The sequence below is a fragment of the Vibrio nitrifigilis genome, assembly GCF_015686695.1.
Taxonomy (GTDB): Bacteria; Pseudomonadota; Gammaproteobacteria; order Enterobacterales; family Vibrionaceae; genus Vibrio; species Vibrio nitrifigilis.
This window is the reverse complement of the sequence record NZ_JADPMR010000001.1, coordinates 3,070,023-3,086,989: the sequence shown is the minus strand read 5'-3', so window position 1 is coordinate 3,086,989 and position 16,967 is coordinate 3,070,023. Positions and strand designations below refer to the sequence as shown.

The following is a 16,967-nucleotide window of genomic DNA, read 5'->3' as shown; positions in this document are numbered from 1 at the left end:
GCCCGGAATGTCACTTGGGTAAAGACGTATTTGTTGAATACAAGGTTAAGGAGACTGCGATGCAAGCACCAATCGTCATTATTGGTAGTGGTTTTGCTGCTTACCAGTTAGTTAAAACTGTGCGTCGAATGGACGCACATATCCCGATTCAAGTATTTACTGCCGATGACGGAGCGGAATACAACAAACCAGACTTGAGTCATGTGTTCAGTAAAAAACAAACAGCTCTTGATTTAGTCGTGAAATACGGTGAAGAGTTCGCCCAAGAGCAGAATATTGAGCTGTTTGCCAACACTTTAATCGAAAATGTGGATACACGGGCGCAGCAAGTGATGGCAAATGGTCGTTCTTATGAGTATTCAAAATTAGTGTTTGCGACAGGAGCAAAAGCGTTTGTACCCCTATGTCGGGTAATGCAAGTAATGAAGTTATTACGCTGAATTCATTACAAGAGTATCAATTAGCACAAGTAAAACTTAGCAGCGCGAAACGCGTATTAGTTGTAGGAGGTGGTTTGATCGGTGTGAGTATTGCCATGGATCTGGCAAGTGCGGGTAAAGCAGTGACGGTTGTTGAAGCCAAACCCGCACCTGTTAGCTAATCTCATCCCCGAATTCATTGCGTTACCACTAGAAAATCAGCTTAACAACTAGCAAGGGCATTCAACTTGGCGCTGGTAATAGTGTCGCCGAGTTGAACTGTTCAGAGAACTCGTACGTTGCTACATTGACTAGTGGTCAAGTGATTGAATCAGACGTAGTGATATCTGCTGACCGGCTTACGTACACATACCCAGTTAGCTATAGAGTCGGGAATTGAAGTAAACAAGGGGCATCGCTGTTGATGCTCATCTACAGACTTCAGGTTGCCAATGTTACGCACTAGCGGCGATTGCGCTGAAATTCAGGGACGCCTGATTGCCTTATCTTCAGCACGATCGTGTTAAGCGCCAATGTTCTGGGGCAAGCAGCTATTAGGTCAAGATGCACAATTAGCACTTCCGCCTACGATGATAAAAGTGAAAACACCAAGTTATCCCATTCAGCTTGCGGGCAACTTTGACAATATTGTGCTGTGGAATGTACAGTTTTCTCAGTACCTGGCATTGTGGCAAAAGCGGAAAATGAACGTAATCAAATGGCGGGTTTTATCGTAGCTGGCGAAACAAATCACTCAAGCATTTTCACTGCTTCGTGAGTTGTCTCAAACGACCAATAAAGCCCAGATGCTATAAGTATTAAACTGAATACGATTTAAATCAGAGAGGATATAACTATGTCACATCTACGTATTCCAAAAATTGGACGATTCAACAGCTCAACCCCTTTTTTCACTAAAGAGAATGTCCCTCAGGCACTACTTAATCATCGACAATACAGCTAAAGGTGTATTTGGTCAGTTATGTGTGATGGAAGGTCAGGTGACTTACTACGGCTTTGCTGATGAAAACACACCACTGAACCAGAAGCGGTCGTGGTTATTAACGCAGGACAATTTGCGACCAGCCCACCACAATATTGGCATCGAATTGAACTCAGTGATGATGCGCAGTTCAACATCAATTTCTGGTCAGAATCGAGTCAAAAACATCAACCCATGTATCACTCAAAATCTTAGTGATTATTGCCGGTTGAGCCTGACAACTAACATAACCCTATCTGTGTTTTGAAACTTACGACAACATGTTGATTACGCAATGTTGTGCTTGGAATCAGTCTCGCTCTGACAAAAACAGAGTGATTTATTTCTACTTTAGGAACAGAGCAATTTTGATCATTTAATTAATCGAATGTGTATAAGGAAAATGGCTAAAAGCATATTTATTCATTTTGAAAAATATGCTTTATCCTGTTCTAAAAGTTTGACACTGGTTGGCTGAATGATTTTGGGGCAAAAAACGTTTCAGCCAGACCCAACTGAAACGAAAGTGGACAATTTTGTTTTAGCGCAAGACCAACGCCCTGTTAAGGGGTGAGCAACGCGTTATGCTGATTATGTTTACTTAAGTCCCAACCTAAGAAGCATAGGTTTCCACACCGTTTCATCATAGGGAATACCGCTAGAGAAACAACATGCTTTAGCCAAATCCGCCCTAGTTGATTCTTTCGAAAAGATGAAACGCTCTTTTTCTGCACTTAGTTTTTTAAGATGGAAGATTACCTGAGTTACATCAACTAGAAGAAGTCCTGTGTAAAAACTTATATTTTTCGAGCAGTCTCGTTCTTCAGAATTATCCATTGTGTGACTATTCAACATCCAAGAATCTTCATATTTGCCGCGCTTTTCGTTGTTTTTCACAAGGCTTGTGATTACCGGTCGTAGGCGAACTATCAGTTTCCTTTGTGCTGGAGTTACGACCTTGTCAGTGCTCGCAAGTTCGATTACAAGTGCATCAATTAATGAAAGATCCAAAAATGGCAAGCCTGAATATTGCTCCCTTAATGGCTCTTGGTATTCAACTACCTAAGGTGGGGAACCAATTTTCGAGCGTCTCTGATAGATACTCAAACTCATTGTAGAAAGCTGATTCTAATCTTTTTGTTCTTTGTTTATTGTTCTTATCGGTAAATAGGTAGCTAACGAGAGCACCTACTACAGCACCAATTAGTGCGCTAACTACAGCAATAAACCATTCCATTTATCAAATTCCCATAAGCTTATAAGCAGCATAAAAGTTCTTAGGTGGAAAGTGTCCATGTGACATTGTCCGCCTAATCTCACTCCCAGTTTACCAACTAATCTTCAATCCTATGATTTATAGATAGAAAGATCAGTTTTTAATAATTCATCGTGACAAAATACCGATAATGTCTTGGTTAACAACTAAAAAGACGACATTGACGATAATTATGCAATTATACAAAAAATATAGTCATTGCTAAGTTTGGATATTGATAAAGAAAATTGAGTGGATCTGATATTTCGTAAACAGAAATGGGGCATAAACGTGACAGACCAAGCTATGCCACAACCTAGCCCTTTCAATTTATGCTTTCAAGTTATGTACGTTTGTTGAGTCTTTGCGTGTTTTGGTTTTGTAGCGGTGCAACTCCCAAGTCATCTGAGCGACTTTATCCGCCATTTCCTTCAGCTCACCTTTGAACTGCTCGTTCTCAGCTCGAAGCTTTTCGTTTTTATCCAAAATCTCTTGGTACTTATCCTTTGAAACTTTTGCTTTAGCTTTATTAGCTTCAGCCTTTACAACCCCTACATTAGTTGGGTCGGTGGCGTACTTCTCTTTTTCCGCCAACACTTTCTCAAGCAGAACAATATGATTCTTCAATGAACCATTAGAAACTCCGGCTCGCCTTTCAACAGCATAAGGGGCTGATTTTTTTGCCCTCTTTCAAAAGAGCCTTAAATGCATTCTCTAGTTTTGTTGCAACCGTCGCCATTACAGAGCCTCCACTCGATATTTTTCAAATTGAATGTTGTGGTCAGCCATCACTTTTTCGGCTGTTCGAATATCACTTAATTGTGTAGCTAGTGAGCTACGATTGAACATCCCCATTTCTTTCATTTTTTCTATTTTTTCAACACACCTATCTCGCCTTATCACCCAGTTCTCCGCTTCAGCTTTGTTTACGTTAAGGTTCTCACAATCCCTACCTACGCATTTAGATGGCTCAAACAAATGTCCCATGCTACATGACACACCAGAAAAACAAGTGCCGAACCCTGTAGATTTGTTTGCACCTTTTGTGTCTTCAACCAACTGATTAAACCTAGCATCACCCACTACTATAGACTCACCGCTCATGGACATCATGAAACCGCCAGATTGTTCTTCGGGATGCTCAATCATATCCTTAAGATACTCAGCGTGAGACTCTATTTCTTGCTTTTGGATCTGCTCTTTAATTTGGGCTGGGTTTTGAATACCAAGTAGAGTTAATACCTCAGAATGACTCGCATAAATAGCCGTCATTGAAAGGTGTATATGCTTAAATTGATGCTTCAACGAGGCTAGTGAAACCAATCCATGACCAACCACAAAATGAGCAAATGTCCGTCTTAACGAGTGGGTACTAAAGCGCCAGTACAGCTCTCCACGCTCATTTTTCTGTATCGGGTTAAACTTCTCGTGAACGATGGGATTTAACAGGTTAAAAACCTCATCCATCTCTTCTGGAAGGTAACGAATATCGATATGAAGGCTGTAAAAATAGAATAGCTTACGTAAGTTCTGAGTATAGAGTTGAATATCTTTTAACTGACGATTAATAATATCGCCTGTCCATCCACTTCCTTGACCTTTGAATGAAAAGCGTGGGGATAGATGAATATCACCGGAGATGGAGCGATACTTATCATTTAACACTGTTAATATTAATAACGCTTTCTCACAGATTGGCGCACACGCCCATGTATCCTCACGACTTAGCTTTTCCAACTTATCCGTCCAAGAGCGCATTGTGCAAAACTTCACCCCATCAATGTCAATCTCTTTGTATGAGTCACCATCAATCTGGGTTAATTCACTCACCCTCATTCCAGTGAATGCCGAACAAGCGCCAAAACACGCCCCTTCAATCATTCTAAAAGCACCTGTGGCTTGATTTTCAGTCATCCCTTTTGATTGGGCATACGCTTTTACATCTAACAAGACATTATCTTTTTTATAGACATCGATAACGCCTCTATGGGCCTTATTGCGATAGGTAGACTCAACCTCGAACTTAGCTTTATCTCGATAGTCATCAAGCACCTCTTGAGGGGAAATGCCTTTGTTTTTTGCTTTTTTCTCAACCTCAATATCGAGAATAAGTTCCTGATATAGAGTCTCGATTTCTTGTTCGATATCATTTTCAGACAGTAATGAACGATACTTTGCTTCCACATCCGCTTCGAGGGTACGCCCGCCTATGAAATCTCGGTAGGCAGACTCCACATCCTGAATTAAACGGCAAAGATATTGCTCATAAATAACAGGGATGACTGTAGGATAATTCCCTTTACCATAAGCGGCATATTTCTTGGCAACCTTTCTTGCGCTCTCGCCTTCTTGGTAGGGGATTTTAAACCTAGCGTTCTCAGGGAAGTGTAGGTTAACCTGTGTGAGTACATTGAGAGCGTCCAGTTTTTTGATAATACTTTCTTCACTCCCCCCACGTAGTGACTCTTTGAATTGCGAAAATACAATGTCATTTGAAATATAAGAAAAAGCGTTGATAGACGTATTAGCAAACACTCTCAGTAGTACGTCAACCCTTGTCTGTATATCCTTAATCTGCCCTACCTTCCTAAAGGTTTTCCCCTCAATACTCAGCAAAGTTTTTTTACCCCCCCATATCAACCAATAAATTCTCTGCTTAAACTCTAATAACAGTTTAGGGTTATGCTTTTGAGCTCGGAACGTTAGAGTGTAGGTCGATTTTTTTTCTTTCTTGGTGTTGAACAGGTCATTAAAATCCCAAACATCATCCTCAAAGTAAGAGGCAGGACTGCCGTCCCGCTTTACGCTGACTACAGTTCTCTCTGTCGGTACGGGGTAAACTTCATTGTTAGGCAAAGCGTATTTTTCAAACAGCGCGTGGGCATGGCTAATGCTGAACATACTTACCCCTTAAAAATATCTTGAATAGAATCTTCATCCCACAGAGGGTGGCAACCTTGCCGCTCTAGGTATTTTTCCGCTGCCTTGAGGTTTCTTTTCTTGAAGCGTTTCTTTATATCCCGAATCGCTGACTTCACCTCGCTGAAATTCTTGATGAAGTGGTCAAGGCTTTTATGGGCTACTACCGCCTCATTGAGACGAAACTCAAACGACAGCAAACGCCAAATGTCATGAACCTCATCAACAACAGCAAAATTTCGGCATATGAAGCACTTGATAACATAACCACAAGCGGTATTTTTCACATCGTCATCATCTAACAATCCCGTTTCTAGATTGCTTTTTTGGAACTCACGTTTTTGCGGAACATCTTCACCTTTACATACCCCTCCGTTAGCAATATCGTCCACAGGTACGCTAGAAGACGCTCTAAGCACATCGACTTCTTCGCTAGACAGAACTTCACAATGCTGTGCTTTCGTTGTGGCTATTGCTGCTGTAACACCTCCTGTTGGGTTACAACCCAAGGCAAAGAGTGTGGCAGTTCCAAAAGCCAATTCACGATGTGCGACTGCTTTTGAGTTCTTGCTGTAATCTGAATTATTCCATGTACTTTCAGATAAGTTACGACTGCTCTCCATCGCCTCTTGTCGCCCGAGCTTTTCCTCTGCGTACTGCTTAATGGATGACTTCAAACGCTCACAGGTTAAGGAAAAATCTGGATTTGCCGCTTTCATTGTTTGCAGTAAAACGGAGCGTCTCATTAGACTTGCAATGTAGATATGGAGATTTTCAGCCCTTGGCTTCTTACCATCGCGTCGTCTAAAGAGATAATGCTTATCCAGCCCCACATAAACAGCGTTCAGCTTCGACAACTCGAAGTGTTCTTCAAAAAAGGTTTTAGACACCGCCCTTGGGGTAAATGAACGAGACTCTTCTTTGTAGCCACGGGTTTTCAAGCCTTTTACCGAAATTCGCTTGCCGCCTGCCTTATCAACACTCCAACCATCTTCCACGACAAAGGTATTCAGCGCCTCTGTTTGTCCCGCTGCGGTGTAATACACATAGAGGAACACCGCATTGTAGATAAGACGATTAAATACAATTGTTCGCTTACCTTCGCTGATAGCCTCATTCAAATACTCTTTGTAGAGCAACTTTCTATCCGACAATAGCGCACGAGCGATACGTTTTAACTCTTTCTTGTTGTAGTTATTGGAATCTAACGATGCACTCACGGTATCAAGGTTTCGAGCCGCTTTAGGAATTTGACCAAAACCAAACTTCTTTAGGATTGAGTTAAAGCTTGAAGCTCGCCATCCCAAAGTGCTGGCTTTTATCGGCTTGCCATGCAGTCCGACACCTGTTGTTCTTTGAGACAGCCATGAAGCCTGAATATAGTTCACACACGTTTCTGCTGAGAACTCAGCCTTGTTCGCCTTCTGTTGGGATTGGCTGTTGAAGTTATGCTTTAAAATATCACCAATAAACTTAAAGTTAGTTACCTTAGTCGCCTCTGCCCAACCTGATTGTTCAAACTTAGAAATCAGCAGAGAAACATGCCCCTTAGTGCTATATTGCAGCCAATCTTTGAAGTCACATGTGTAGTTCACTCCAGAACCTGCTACCCAGATATATTTCCATTGATGAATTTTGGACAGTGGGTTGTCTGATTGCATTTCATCGTTCGGAATAGAGCGATAGGTACGAACATTATCAGGCTTATCTGAGTCAAAGTTCTCCGTCATATGATGTGTTCCTCTTCCAATAATGCCATCATTAACTCAGGCACTTGGTTCTTGGTTGGGTTGCCTTCCCAATGCGTTAAATAACGCATGGTCACAGATAAGTCCTTATGTCCAAGTTCATCTTTCAGTAGTTTCAGTGCCTGTGTCGTGCTCAATTCAGGTATATTGAGCAAGAGGTCGAGCTTATTAGCCGCATAGGTCGCTCTCGTATCATGGAAATCGTGGTCGAAGTGAGGGTTACAGTTTTCCTTAATCGCATTTCTTAACCGCCCCCAAAGCGTATCAATGGAATTTGACCGTTGCCCCTGTTCTTTGAAACGATTCCCTTCCTTTGTGATAAATACGGGCGCATCTTCATCACCTGTATTGAAAAAGTAGAGCCGTTTACGCTCCTTGTACCGCTCACTTTCACAGTATTGAGTTACTTGCTCCATTAACCAAATAGGCATCGAAATCGTGCGGTCTTTACTGTATTTGGTATAACAACCATGAGAAGGGCCAATATTGATATCTGTGTAAGTTTTACCCTTAAAGCCCTCGGGAACTTTGAAGTGGCGAGGTTTTATATCAGCAACCTCAATCGCTCTTAGACCAGAATTAATTGCAGTCGCTACCAACAACCGAAACTCGCCTGAAATTCCTGCTCGATGCCAGTTATCTCGAATATGCTTGATGTCCAAGTCATTCATAGGGGTAAGGTCGGTCTCTTGCTTAGGACTCTTAATGGTGATGTCCGTCAGCATTTGACCGTATTTATTATGACCATGCACCTCAAATGGAAGATTTTCCACATAACCGTGGCGCAAGCAAAATAAATAGAATCTTCGAATAACAGATAAAGTCGATGCCCCAACACTTCGGCGCATGTTTCCTTTAGCAATCTGTTTATCTAAATAGTTTCTGAAGAGATAAATGGGATAACGCTCAAGCTCTTTATTTTCATCATTCCAATTGAGGTTGTTCTTCCCTAAAAAACGAAAAAAGCGAAGCAGAGCATACGAAGTTGGCTTCGTATCTTTAACCCCTTCGACAATGCGACGACTCATAATAAACGCATTGGCATAGAACTCTGGCTCACCGCAAGAGGAAAACAACAGATTAATGCCGTCAAAGCGCATAGGTTTATTCACAGTGAAGTCTAATGAGTCCGGTGAAGCACCTAACTCAATATCACCAATTTCTATTGATCTACTTGTTGCTACAAGGTGGTAAAAGTGTTCCATACAATACCCAATCAAATAATCTAAATTAAAGTTAGACTATCAATCTAAGTTAATCAAATAAAAACATAGATACTGTTACCTATATCAAACAACTATTTAGATATGTTGGCTGTAAAAAAAGCCATGCACTGTCTGCATGGCTTTTTCTATCTTTGCTATGGGCTTAACCAATCATAGCAAGATACGTAATACTAAAAAGAACTACGCTTTTTTATTTTGATCCCAAATACCTTCTTCAAGCTGTGCTTTTAGCTCTGGGTAATCGTTCACATCGAAAGTAGGCAATTTACCTGCTTTTAACTGCTGGTTGTAATCTTTGGTCAGCTTAACCACGATTCCGGACAACAATATAATCGCAACTAAGTTAACAATCGCCATTAGTCCCATAGAAACATCAGCCATTGACCATACCGTTGGTAAGTTCGCCAATGAACCAAACATAACCATACCTAGAAAGATGATACGGAACAGAATCAATCCTTTCTTATTACGTTGCTCTAAGAAGATAAGGTTCGTTTCAGCATATGAGTAGTTTGCAATAATTGAAGTAAAGGCAAAGAAGAAGATAGCCAATGCGATAAAGGTTCCGCCCCAGCCACCGACTTGTGCACTTAATGCGCGTTGAGTCAGTTCAATACCTGTGATTTCGCTGTGTGGCACATACTCACCAGACATCAAGATAATCGCCACTGTTGCTGAACAGATAACGATAGTATCGGTAAATACACCAAGCATCTGTACATAACCTTGGGAGGCCGGGTGTGGAGGGTAAGGTGTTGCTGTTGCCGCCGCGTTTGGCGCAGAACCCATACCACCTTCGTTTGAGAACAAACCACGTTTTACACCGTTGATCATTGCTTGAGCAATGGCGTACCCCACACCACCAGCGGCAGCTTGTTGGAAACCAAAAGCACTCTTAATGATCAGAGCAACAATGTCTGGTAATTTCTCAATGTTAGAGAACATCACAAACAGAGCGATAGCTAAATAAGCCAGCGCCATGAATGGAACGATAATCTCTGCTGTGCGAGCAATTTTACGAATACCGCCAAAGATAACGAACCCCGCTAGGATAACGATACCGATACCGATGAACTTCTCATCAATATGGAATGCAGTGTGAATCGCATTGGTAATAGAGTTTGCTTGAACTGCGTTGAAAACAAGACCAAATGCGATCAGTAGAAAGATAGAGAAGATAACCCCCATCCAACGCATACCTAAGCCTTTTTCCATATAGTAAGCAGGACCGCCACGGAATGCGCCTGACTTATCGCGAGTTTTGTATAACTGAGCAAGCGTACTTTCAGCATATGCCGTAGCCATGCCCAGCATTGCAGTTACCCACATCCAAAAAATAGCACCAGGGCCACCTGCAGTTAATGCAACGGCAACGCCAGCCATATTACCAGTACCGACACGTGCAGCTAGGCTTGTACAAAGCGCTTGAAAAGATGAGATGCCTGAGCTGTCGTCTTTGCGGCTGTTCTTCAATACAGAGAACATGTGCCCAAAATGGCGAACTTGGATAAAACCAAGACGTATGGTGAAATAAATACCAACACCAACAAGTAAATATACAAGAATCGACCCCCAAAGCAGGTCGTTCAATAAATTAATTAAATCTGTCACAAGGAACCTCTCGTAGAGTTTTGACTAGTGCTCCGATGTAAAAAATCTGAGCATATCAAACGTACTTCGCACAAGGCGATTGTAGGAAGTTAAGCACGTACGTTTAGTTGTCCTAAGGCAGATGAATCCTTTCATTAATATCCAGCACATAGATTGACGGCGGGATAATGCAGACTCGAAGCGAAAAAATCAATAGCAAATCATATGCATAAAAATGTTATTTTTTACTATATAATCACCTAATATTAACAGTTCATTAGTCATTAGACGCACAAATAAGAAACATAAACCCACAAAACACGCAACATACTAGTATAAAATATCACCACATAGAGTAATCCATTACAAATGAATCTCATCCTTTGAGAATCAAGGCTGTTACACTGAAAATGGATAATTTTTTAGATAAAAAATTTAAAAAAAGCGCGTTTGAACAAAAAACAAACAGTAATAAAAATTAGCTCTATTTTCTCAACAGTAATTTAACAAGCAGTTTTTTATCATTTAATCGTTTGCGTTATTTGATTGATGATTTTTTAACCACCACTAAAGTGGTAAAAATGTGAATCTGACTCCAAATAACAAAAAACTTTAATTATAGCGTAACAAATGAGAAACAAATCATAGATACGCTCGCTGTTGCGTGGTAAATAAATCCACTCAAGGATTGAAGTACTTTGGCATTTATTAATGAACAACCACTCAGATGAGGCTTGCTTATGGATGATATGCATTTAGTGGAACTGTTAGAAAACGAAATTAATAAAATTCGCGCTGCCCGTGCAGCCAAACCGGGTAAAAGAATGTGGAGAGAAATCGAAGCGCTAAGGGACAAACGACAGCTAGAGAGGGAACTAATGGAAATGGATGCCTGCTTAGATATTAGTGACATTCAACAAATTTAGAATTAGTAAAAAAGAGGCATCCAAGTGATGCCTCTTTTATTTACGATGACTTAAATTAATGGTACTCAAGATCAGTGGCTCTGACTAACTGGGCTATCTGTTTATAACGGTCTGCGATCGTCTCACCAAACACAGGATCCGATTCATTTTGACTCCACATCGATTCAACAGCCTGCCAATCTTCTGCTGAAAAGGTTTGATTAATCTTTGGTAGCACCGATTGTTCTTCTAAATCCAGATGCTGTTTCTGAGCCACAATAAACCCTTCTAATTGTTTGAGAAAAACATCTTGAGGCACAATCGCATCTTGAAGGATCATCTCAACTAAATTAAGAAACTCGTGAGTTTTCTCGGCTAAAGAGAGATGCTCTTTCTCCAAATTCGCCATGTTTTCATCTACACCGTATTTATCAATGTAATAACGATAAATAATGTCCTCTTTAGGGTGGTGTATTGCTTCTGAATGCGTCGCTAAGTAATCAACGATCTCTTTTACCAAACTATAGCTAATTCCTTGCTCTGCTCGTAACTCTTCAAATTTATGGCGTAGAATAGCGAGTAATCGAACCATATAACCATGTTCACGTCTAATCCGCTCAATCATCATAGTGCCGCTCCTTATATGCCCAAATGACCTCATAGGGGAAACAACCTGCATACCGCTATAACTTAATTATCACTACAACTAATAGAAGTGTAACCTCTGTTAGGCAATGTCACTTGGGTATATATCTACTTTAAGTGTATAAAACTCACTTTGTAGACACTTTGACTACGGTCGAATATTTAATATCAACCATAATCATTATCCCCAAGTAACCTCAAGACGCTGTTTCAGCGAGGATGTATTCGCTCTTAGGCAAGACACTGATTTGAAGGCATAGTGATACTATGTTGAAAGTAACACGGATTAGTTAAGTCTCAATCGCTAACTAAATAGTTGGCGGGGTATGTTCTAGCTGCCAATCAATAGGCGACTTACCTTGCTGCTCAAGCAGTTGATTAGCCTGTGAGAAATGGTGGCAACCAAAGAACCCGCGATGAGCAGAAAGAGGCGAAGGGTGAGGTGCTTTTAGTACATAATGGCGATGAGTATCAATCATGCTGCCTTTTTTCTGTGCATGAGCCCCCCATAATAGAAACACAATGCCCTCTCCATGTTGATTTAAGGCATCAATCACTCTATCTGTAAAACGTTCCCATCCTGTCTTAGAGTGCGAGTGCGCCTTCCCTTGTTCAACAGTGAGAACAGTGTTAAGCATCAGCACTCCCTGTTTCGCCCAACTCTCTAAATAGCCGTGAGAAGGGATTTGAAACCCTGGGATATCTTGAGCTAACTCTTTATAAATATTGACTAATGAAGGTGGTGTTTTAACACCAGGAAGAACAGAAAAACATAGGCCATGTGCTTGGTTTGGACCATGGTATGGGTCTTGGCCGAGCATCACGACTTTAACTTGATTAAATTCGGTAAAGCGAAAGGCATTAAAGACATCATGCGTGGATGGGTAAATAACTTTTCCAGCTTGACGTTCTGAATCTACAAATTGCAGGGTTTGACGGAAATAATCTTGCTCTTTTTCGGCACCAATCACGTCATGCCAGGTCAATGACTGAGTCATAAAAGATCCTTAATTCTCAACTAATCAGGGTATTGTATACCTAATTGAGGTCAAGATGCAGAAAGCAATCTCTTAATAACTCAGTCTATTCCATAGCGCATTATTTAGATGCACGCTGAGGTGATCGATGATGCCCTTGCCCATTCACATGACGATTGGGTACAAGCATACGATGAGCATAACTCTGTGGGCGAGAAGCCATCATTCTTGGTGTGGTATGTGACATTGTGAATTCCTCCATTACAACTACGTCATAATAACTTATGAAAAAAAGATGCCACATTGAACGATCATCACAAAAAAATTACGCCTCTTGGTGAAAACGACGTAATGTTGCAATTTCTTGGTGCCAAATATCGGGATTGATTGTTTCTAAAATCAGAGGGATATGATCAAAACGAGGATCCTTAGCGATATATTCAAAACAAGACCAGCCAATGGTTCCTTCCCCTAAAGAGTGATGGCGGTCAACGCGACTACCGCATTCATTTTTTGAATCATTAATATGCATTGCCCTTAAATAGTGCATCCCTACCACTTTATCAAACTCTGCAAACGTTGCTTCGCAAGCTTCGGTTGAGGTTAAATCGTATCCAGCCGCAAAGGTATGGCAAGTATCAATACATACTCCAACTCGAGATTTATCTTTTACTTGTTCAATAATTTCAGCAAGATGCTCAAACCTCCAACCTAAATTACTTCCCTGCCCCGCGGTGTTTTCTATCACAGCGATAACATTGGGCACCGCTTCGTGAGCTAAATTGATTGATTCAGCTATCTTACTCAGACACTCAGATTCAGATATCTGTTTTAAATGACTTCCAGGATGGAAATTCAATAGCTTAAGTCCAAGTTCGTGGCAACGTTCCATCTCATCGATAAACGCTGCGCGCGATTTTGCGAGCTTTTCGTCGTCAGGTGCACCTAAATTGATCAGGTATGAGTCATGCGGCAAGATTTGATCAGCAGAGTAGCCTAAAGCGACACATAAACGCTTAAAGTTTGCCACCACTTTATCATCCAGCGGTTTGGCAACCCACTGCCGTTGATTTTTGGTGAACAAGGCAAAAGCATTGGCACCGATTTCCTTAGCTCGTTTAGGTGCCTGATCCACCCCACCCGCAGCCGAGACATGTGCTCCGATGAATTTCTTGTTAAATGCCAAGTTAGAATTTGTCATTAAATCACTTTTCACTTTCAGTTTTACACTCTAACAGATTGATATTATGCAAAGTGAGCATATTAAAAAACATAAAATGTAGTAAATTTACAACATTTAACCAATACAACTATTTTTTAATTCATCAAATATACTGTTAGTTCGTTATTTTTATTAATCTTATTGATTCAAATCAAGAAAATAACCTCTAAAAAAACATGGATAATTGTTGTTATTTGACTTAAATCAATACTATAATTGTGGTCATTAGGTATACAATACCAAGCTCGACAAAAGAATTGAAATTTAACACCAACAAACACCACATTAAGTGGTTTAGGAGATTGTGATGATCCAAGGTATTCAAATTACTAAAGCAGCTAACGACGCACTACTAAACTCTATTTGGTTGATCAACAACGAAACTAACGAAGCTCGTTGTGTTGCTGCATTAAATGGTTTCGAAGCGGATCAAGTTGTTCCTGTTAGCGATCTAGGTGAATACGAAGGCCGTGAAGTTGCAGTTAAAGCCGCTCCACTTGTTGAAGGTGGCCAACACCTAAACGTTAACGTTTTACACCGTGAAACTCTACTAGACGCTATCGATCACCCAGAAAAATACCCTCAATTAACTATCCGAGTATCTGGTTACGCAGTGCGTTTTAACTCATTGACTCCAGAACAACAACGTGATGTTATCTCACGTACTTTCACTGAATCTATGTAATATAGCGTCAGTCAATCGGGATAGTTTATCCGGTTACAAATAAAAAAGCGGTGCCCTAGGGCATCGCTTTTCATTTGTATAGACAATAAAAGTTGTATCGAAGATAAAGGCGGCGCAAGCACCGCCCTATAACCATTAAGCTTGCTGTACTTTAATCAGTAACTCACGCAATTTCGCAAAATCGTTGTCAAAGTTTAGAGACAATAGATCCATCGCAGCATGCTTCGCTAAAGGTGCAGGAAGTTCGATATCAGAACCTAAGATATCATCGACAACTTCTTTAAATTTAGCTGGGTGAGCAGTACACAAGAACAGACCTGTTTCGTCTGCTTGACGCTGCTCTTCTAATACGCGATAAGCAATGGAACCATGTGGTTCGCATAAGTAACCTAACTCATTCAGGTCGCATACTGATTCAGCAGCTTGTGCATCCTCAACCACAGCACCTTTACCTAATGTTTCCAATCCCCATCCTTGAACTTTGCATAGTTCTTCAATACGCGGCCAGTTATTAGGTTGGCTCACGTCCATTGCGTTAGATGTGGTTGCAACAGTTGGTTTTGGCTCCCACTTACCTGTTTGAAGATAACGAGGCACAGTATCATTCGCGTTGGTCGCCGCGATAAAACGCTTAACTGGTAGACCAAGCGCTTTCGCCAATAGGCCTGCGGTTAAGTTACCAAAGTTACCGCTTGGCACTGAGATTACTAGATTTTCACGCTCAGCTTTGCTCATTTGAGCAGCCGCTTCAAAGTAATAACAGATCTGTGCCATTAAACGGCTAATATTAATTGAGTTAGCCGAGTTTAGACCGACTTGCTCACGCAATTCAGCATCATCAAATGCGTGTTTAACTAAAGTTTGGCAAGCATCAAAGTCTGCGTTAACCGCGACTGTGTGAATATTTTTACCGAGAGTACAGAATAACTTTTCTTGTAGAGGGCTAATTTTGCCTTTCGGGTACAAAATCACGACGTTGATATTTTCCATACCATAGAAAGCATGCGCGACTGCAGCACCTGTATCACCAGACGTTGCCGTCAAAATAGTGATTTTGCCACCATCAGAAACAGCAGCTAGTGATTGAGCCATAAAACGGCCACCAAAGTCTTTAAACGCTAACGTCGGGCCATGGAATAACTCTAACGCATAAACTCCATCTTTAACCTGTTTAATTGGCGCTGGGAATTGAAAAGCGTTGTTTACTAATTCATAAACCTTTTCTGCGGGTAGTTCATCACCAATTAATGCAGATAAAATTTTTGCACTGCGTGGCACAAAGTCTTCAGCTAATAAAGCATCGATATCATCGAACTTCGGTAACTCAGATGGAAAAAATAGACCTTGGTTTCGACCTAACCCTTGGCGTACGGCTTGACCAAAGGAAACTTGTTCATCATTTTCTTTTATATTGTAAAGCTTCATAGCTCACTTCCTGTCACTTTCGAACCTTGTTTGTCTAAACGACAAATATGCACAAAACCTTCTTCATTTTGTACGTAGTTTTGTTCAAGCCAACGTGCAACACGTTCGGCAACTTCTTTTTCTTTACATACACTAAACAGCGTAGGGCCACTACCAGAAATACCGGTTGCTAACGCACCTGCTGATAATGCATATTTTCTTGCTTGTGCAAAACCTGGCAGTAGTTTTTCACGATAGGGTTCAGCCACGACATCTTTGATCATTTTGGCAGCTAAATCACCTTGCCCACTATGACAAGCATGGACGAAACCTGCAAGATAACGACCGTGGGCAATAATGTCTTGGCGGCGATATTGAGCAGGTAGAATGGCGCGAGCTTCTGCTGTAGAGACTTTGATCCCGGGATAAGCCATCACCCAAAACCAATCATCAAAACAAGGGATTTCTTGGCTAATAATATCCAGCTCTTCCACCATCAATTGAACACCGCCCAAATAACAAGGAGCAACATTATCGTAGTGGACACCACCAGAGATTTTACCTTCCATCTCACCCATTAAGGCTAAAAGTTCTGTCTCATTTAATGGCTGACCGTGAAAACGGTTTAGCGCATCAAGAGCAGCAACGATTGAACAAGCACTAGAGCCCAAACCTGAACCGATTGGCATGTTCTTCTCTAATGTCATCGCCACATTTTTTAGCGGTAACTGTTTTTTCGCTAACTCACGCCCGAACACCTGCCAACAATCGTAAACGATGTTCTCTTTAGGTTCTGATGGCAACTTAGACACAAAGTGCCCCGCAGTTGCCAAGCTGAACGGTTGGTCGCCTAGTTTTACTTCTACTCTATCACCAAGCAGTGTGCCATCAATTGGAGACACAGCCGCCCCCAACACGTCAAAACCGACGCTGACATTACCAATAGAAGCTGGGGCGTAAACGACAACGCCCATGTCATCAGAACTCATG

General features: G+C 41.2%; 14 protein-coding genes and 2 pseudogenes. 4 read left to right on the top strand and 12 right to left on the bottom strand.

Features of this window, described 5'->3' with window-relative positions; genetic code table 11:
- Positions 1–59 precede the first annotated feature (59 nt).
- Together norW and I1A42_RS13820 are read left to right on the top strand one after the other, a co-directional pair.
- Positions 60–1,234: pseudogene (gene norW / locus I1A42_RS13825) on the top strand (NADH:flavorubredoxin reductase NorW).
- A 41-nt stretch (positions 1,235–1,275) separates the two neighbouring features.
- Positions 1,276–1,617: pseudogene (locus I1A42_RS13820) on the top strand (DUF1971 domain-containing protein).
- A 381-nt stretch (positions 1,618–1,998) separates the two neighbouring features.
- Here the strand turns inward: I1A42_RS13820 and I1A42_RS13815 are convergent.
- The 6 genes from I1A42_RS13815 to I1A42_RS13790 all read right to left on the bottom strand — a co-directional run bounded on the left by I1A42_RS13815 (position 1,999) and on the right by I1A42_RS13790 (position 10,160).
- Entirely contained in the window at positions 1,999–2,421 is a 423-nt protein-coding gene (locus tag I1A42_RS13815; protein WP_196123745.1) for a hypothetical protein, read from the bottom strand.
- Positions 2,422–2,986: 565 nt separating this feature from the next.
- A complete protein-coding gene (locus tag I1A42_RS13810; RefSeq protein ID WP_230389389.1) occupies positions 2,987–3,283 on the bottom strand; it encodes a hypothetical protein in 297 nt (98 codons plus the stop codon).
- Positions 3,284–3,394: 111 nt separating this feature from the next.
- A complete protein-coding gene (locus I1A42_RS13805; protein ID WP_196122473.1) occupies positions 3,395–5,557 on the bottom strand; it encodes a site-specific integrase in 2,163 nt (720 codons plus the stop codon).
- Between the two features lie 2 nt (positions 5,558–5,559).
- Positions 5,560–7,305 (bottom strand): hypothetical protein, encoded by a 1,746-nt coding sequence (locus I1A42_RS13800; protein WP_196122472.1) that lies wholly within the window; start codon positions 7,303–7,305, stop codon positions 5,560–5,562.
- Positions 7,302–8,528 (bottom strand): site-specific integrase, encoded by a 1,227-nt coding sequence (locus I1A42_RS13795; RefSeq protein ID WP_196122469.1) that lies wholly within the window; start codon positions 8,526–8,528, stop codon positions 7,302–7,304. The genes I1A42_RS13800 and I1A42_RS13795 overlap by 4 nt, the downstream gene beginning before the upstream one ends.
- A 201-nt stretch (positions 8,529–8,729) precedes the next feature.
- Positions 8,730–10,160, bottom strand: a complete 1,431-nt coding sequence (locus I1A42_RS13790) for an alanine/glycine:cation symporter family protein (protein ID WP_196123744.1) — start codon at positions 10,158–10,160, stop codon at positions 8,730–8,732.
- 719 nt (positions 10,161–10,879) lie between these two features.
- Between I1A42_RS13790 and I1A42_RS13785 the strand changes: the two genes are divergently transcribed.
- Entirely contained in the window at positions 10,880–11,065 is a 186-nt protein-coding gene (locus I1A42_RS13785; protein WP_161153063.1) for a DUF3545 family protein, read from the top strand.
- Between the two features lie 55 nt (positions 11,066–11,120).
- On the opposite strand, the gene I1A42_RS13780 is transcribed toward I1A42_RS13785, so the two are convergent.
- The 4 genes from I1A42_RS13780 to nfo form a co-directional block, all read right to left on the bottom strand.
- Entirely contained in the window at positions 11,121–11,672 is a 552-nt protein-coding gene (locus tag I1A42_RS13780) for a hemerythrin domain-containing protein (RefSeq protein ID WP_196123743.1), read from the bottom strand.
- 325 nt (positions 11,673–11,997) lie between these two features.
- Positions 11,998–12,687 (bottom strand): uracil-DNA glycosylase, encoded by a 690-nt coding sequence (ung, locus tag I1A42_RS13775; protein WP_196123742.1) that lies wholly within the window; start codon positions 12,685–12,687, stop codon positions 11,998–12,000.
- 100 nt (positions 12,688–12,787) lie between these two features.
- Positions 12,788–12,913 carry a hypothetical protein gene (locus I1A42_RS25035; protein ID WP_268982049.1) on the bottom strand — a complete coding sequence of 42 codons (126 nt, stop codon included), beginning with the start codon at positions 12,911–12,913 and terminating at the stop codon, positions 12,788–12,790.
- 78 nt (positions 12,914–12,991) lie between these two features.
- Complete coding sequence (gene nfo / locus I1A42_RS13770) at positions 12,992–13,867, bottom strand: deoxyribonuclease IV (protein ID WP_161153066.1); 876 nt, start codon at positions 13,865–13,867, stop codon at positions 12,992–12,994.
- A 328-nt stretch (positions 13,868–14,195) separates the two neighbouring features.
- Here nfo and grcA point away from each other — a divergent pair, with 328 nt between their 5' ends.
- Positions 14,196–14,573 carry an autonomous glycyl radical cofactor GrcA gene (gene grcA / locus I1A42_RS13765; RefSeq protein WP_161153067.1) on the top strand — a complete coding sequence of 126 codons (378 nt, stop codon included), beginning with the start codon at positions 14,196–14,198 and terminating at the stop codon, positions 14,571–14,573.
- Between the two features lie 135 nt (positions 14,574–14,708).
- Here the strand turns inward: grcA and thrC are convergent, their stop codons facing one another.
- Together thrC and thrB are read right to left on the bottom strand one after the other, a co-directional pair.
- Positions 14,709–15,998: a threonine synthase gene (gene thrC, locus I1A42_RS13760; RefSeq protein WP_196123741.1), complete on the bottom strand. Its 1,290-nt coding sequence runs from the start codon at positions 15,996–15,998 to the stop codon at positions 14,709–14,711.
- A complete protein-coding gene (gene thrB, locus I1A42_RS13755; protein ID WP_161153144.1) occupies positions 15,995–16,951 on the bottom strand; it encodes a homoserine kinase in 957 nt (318 codons plus the stop codon). Before thrB ends, thrC begins: the two co-directional genes overlap by 4 nt.
- Positions 16,952–16,967 lie beyond the last annotated feature (16 nt).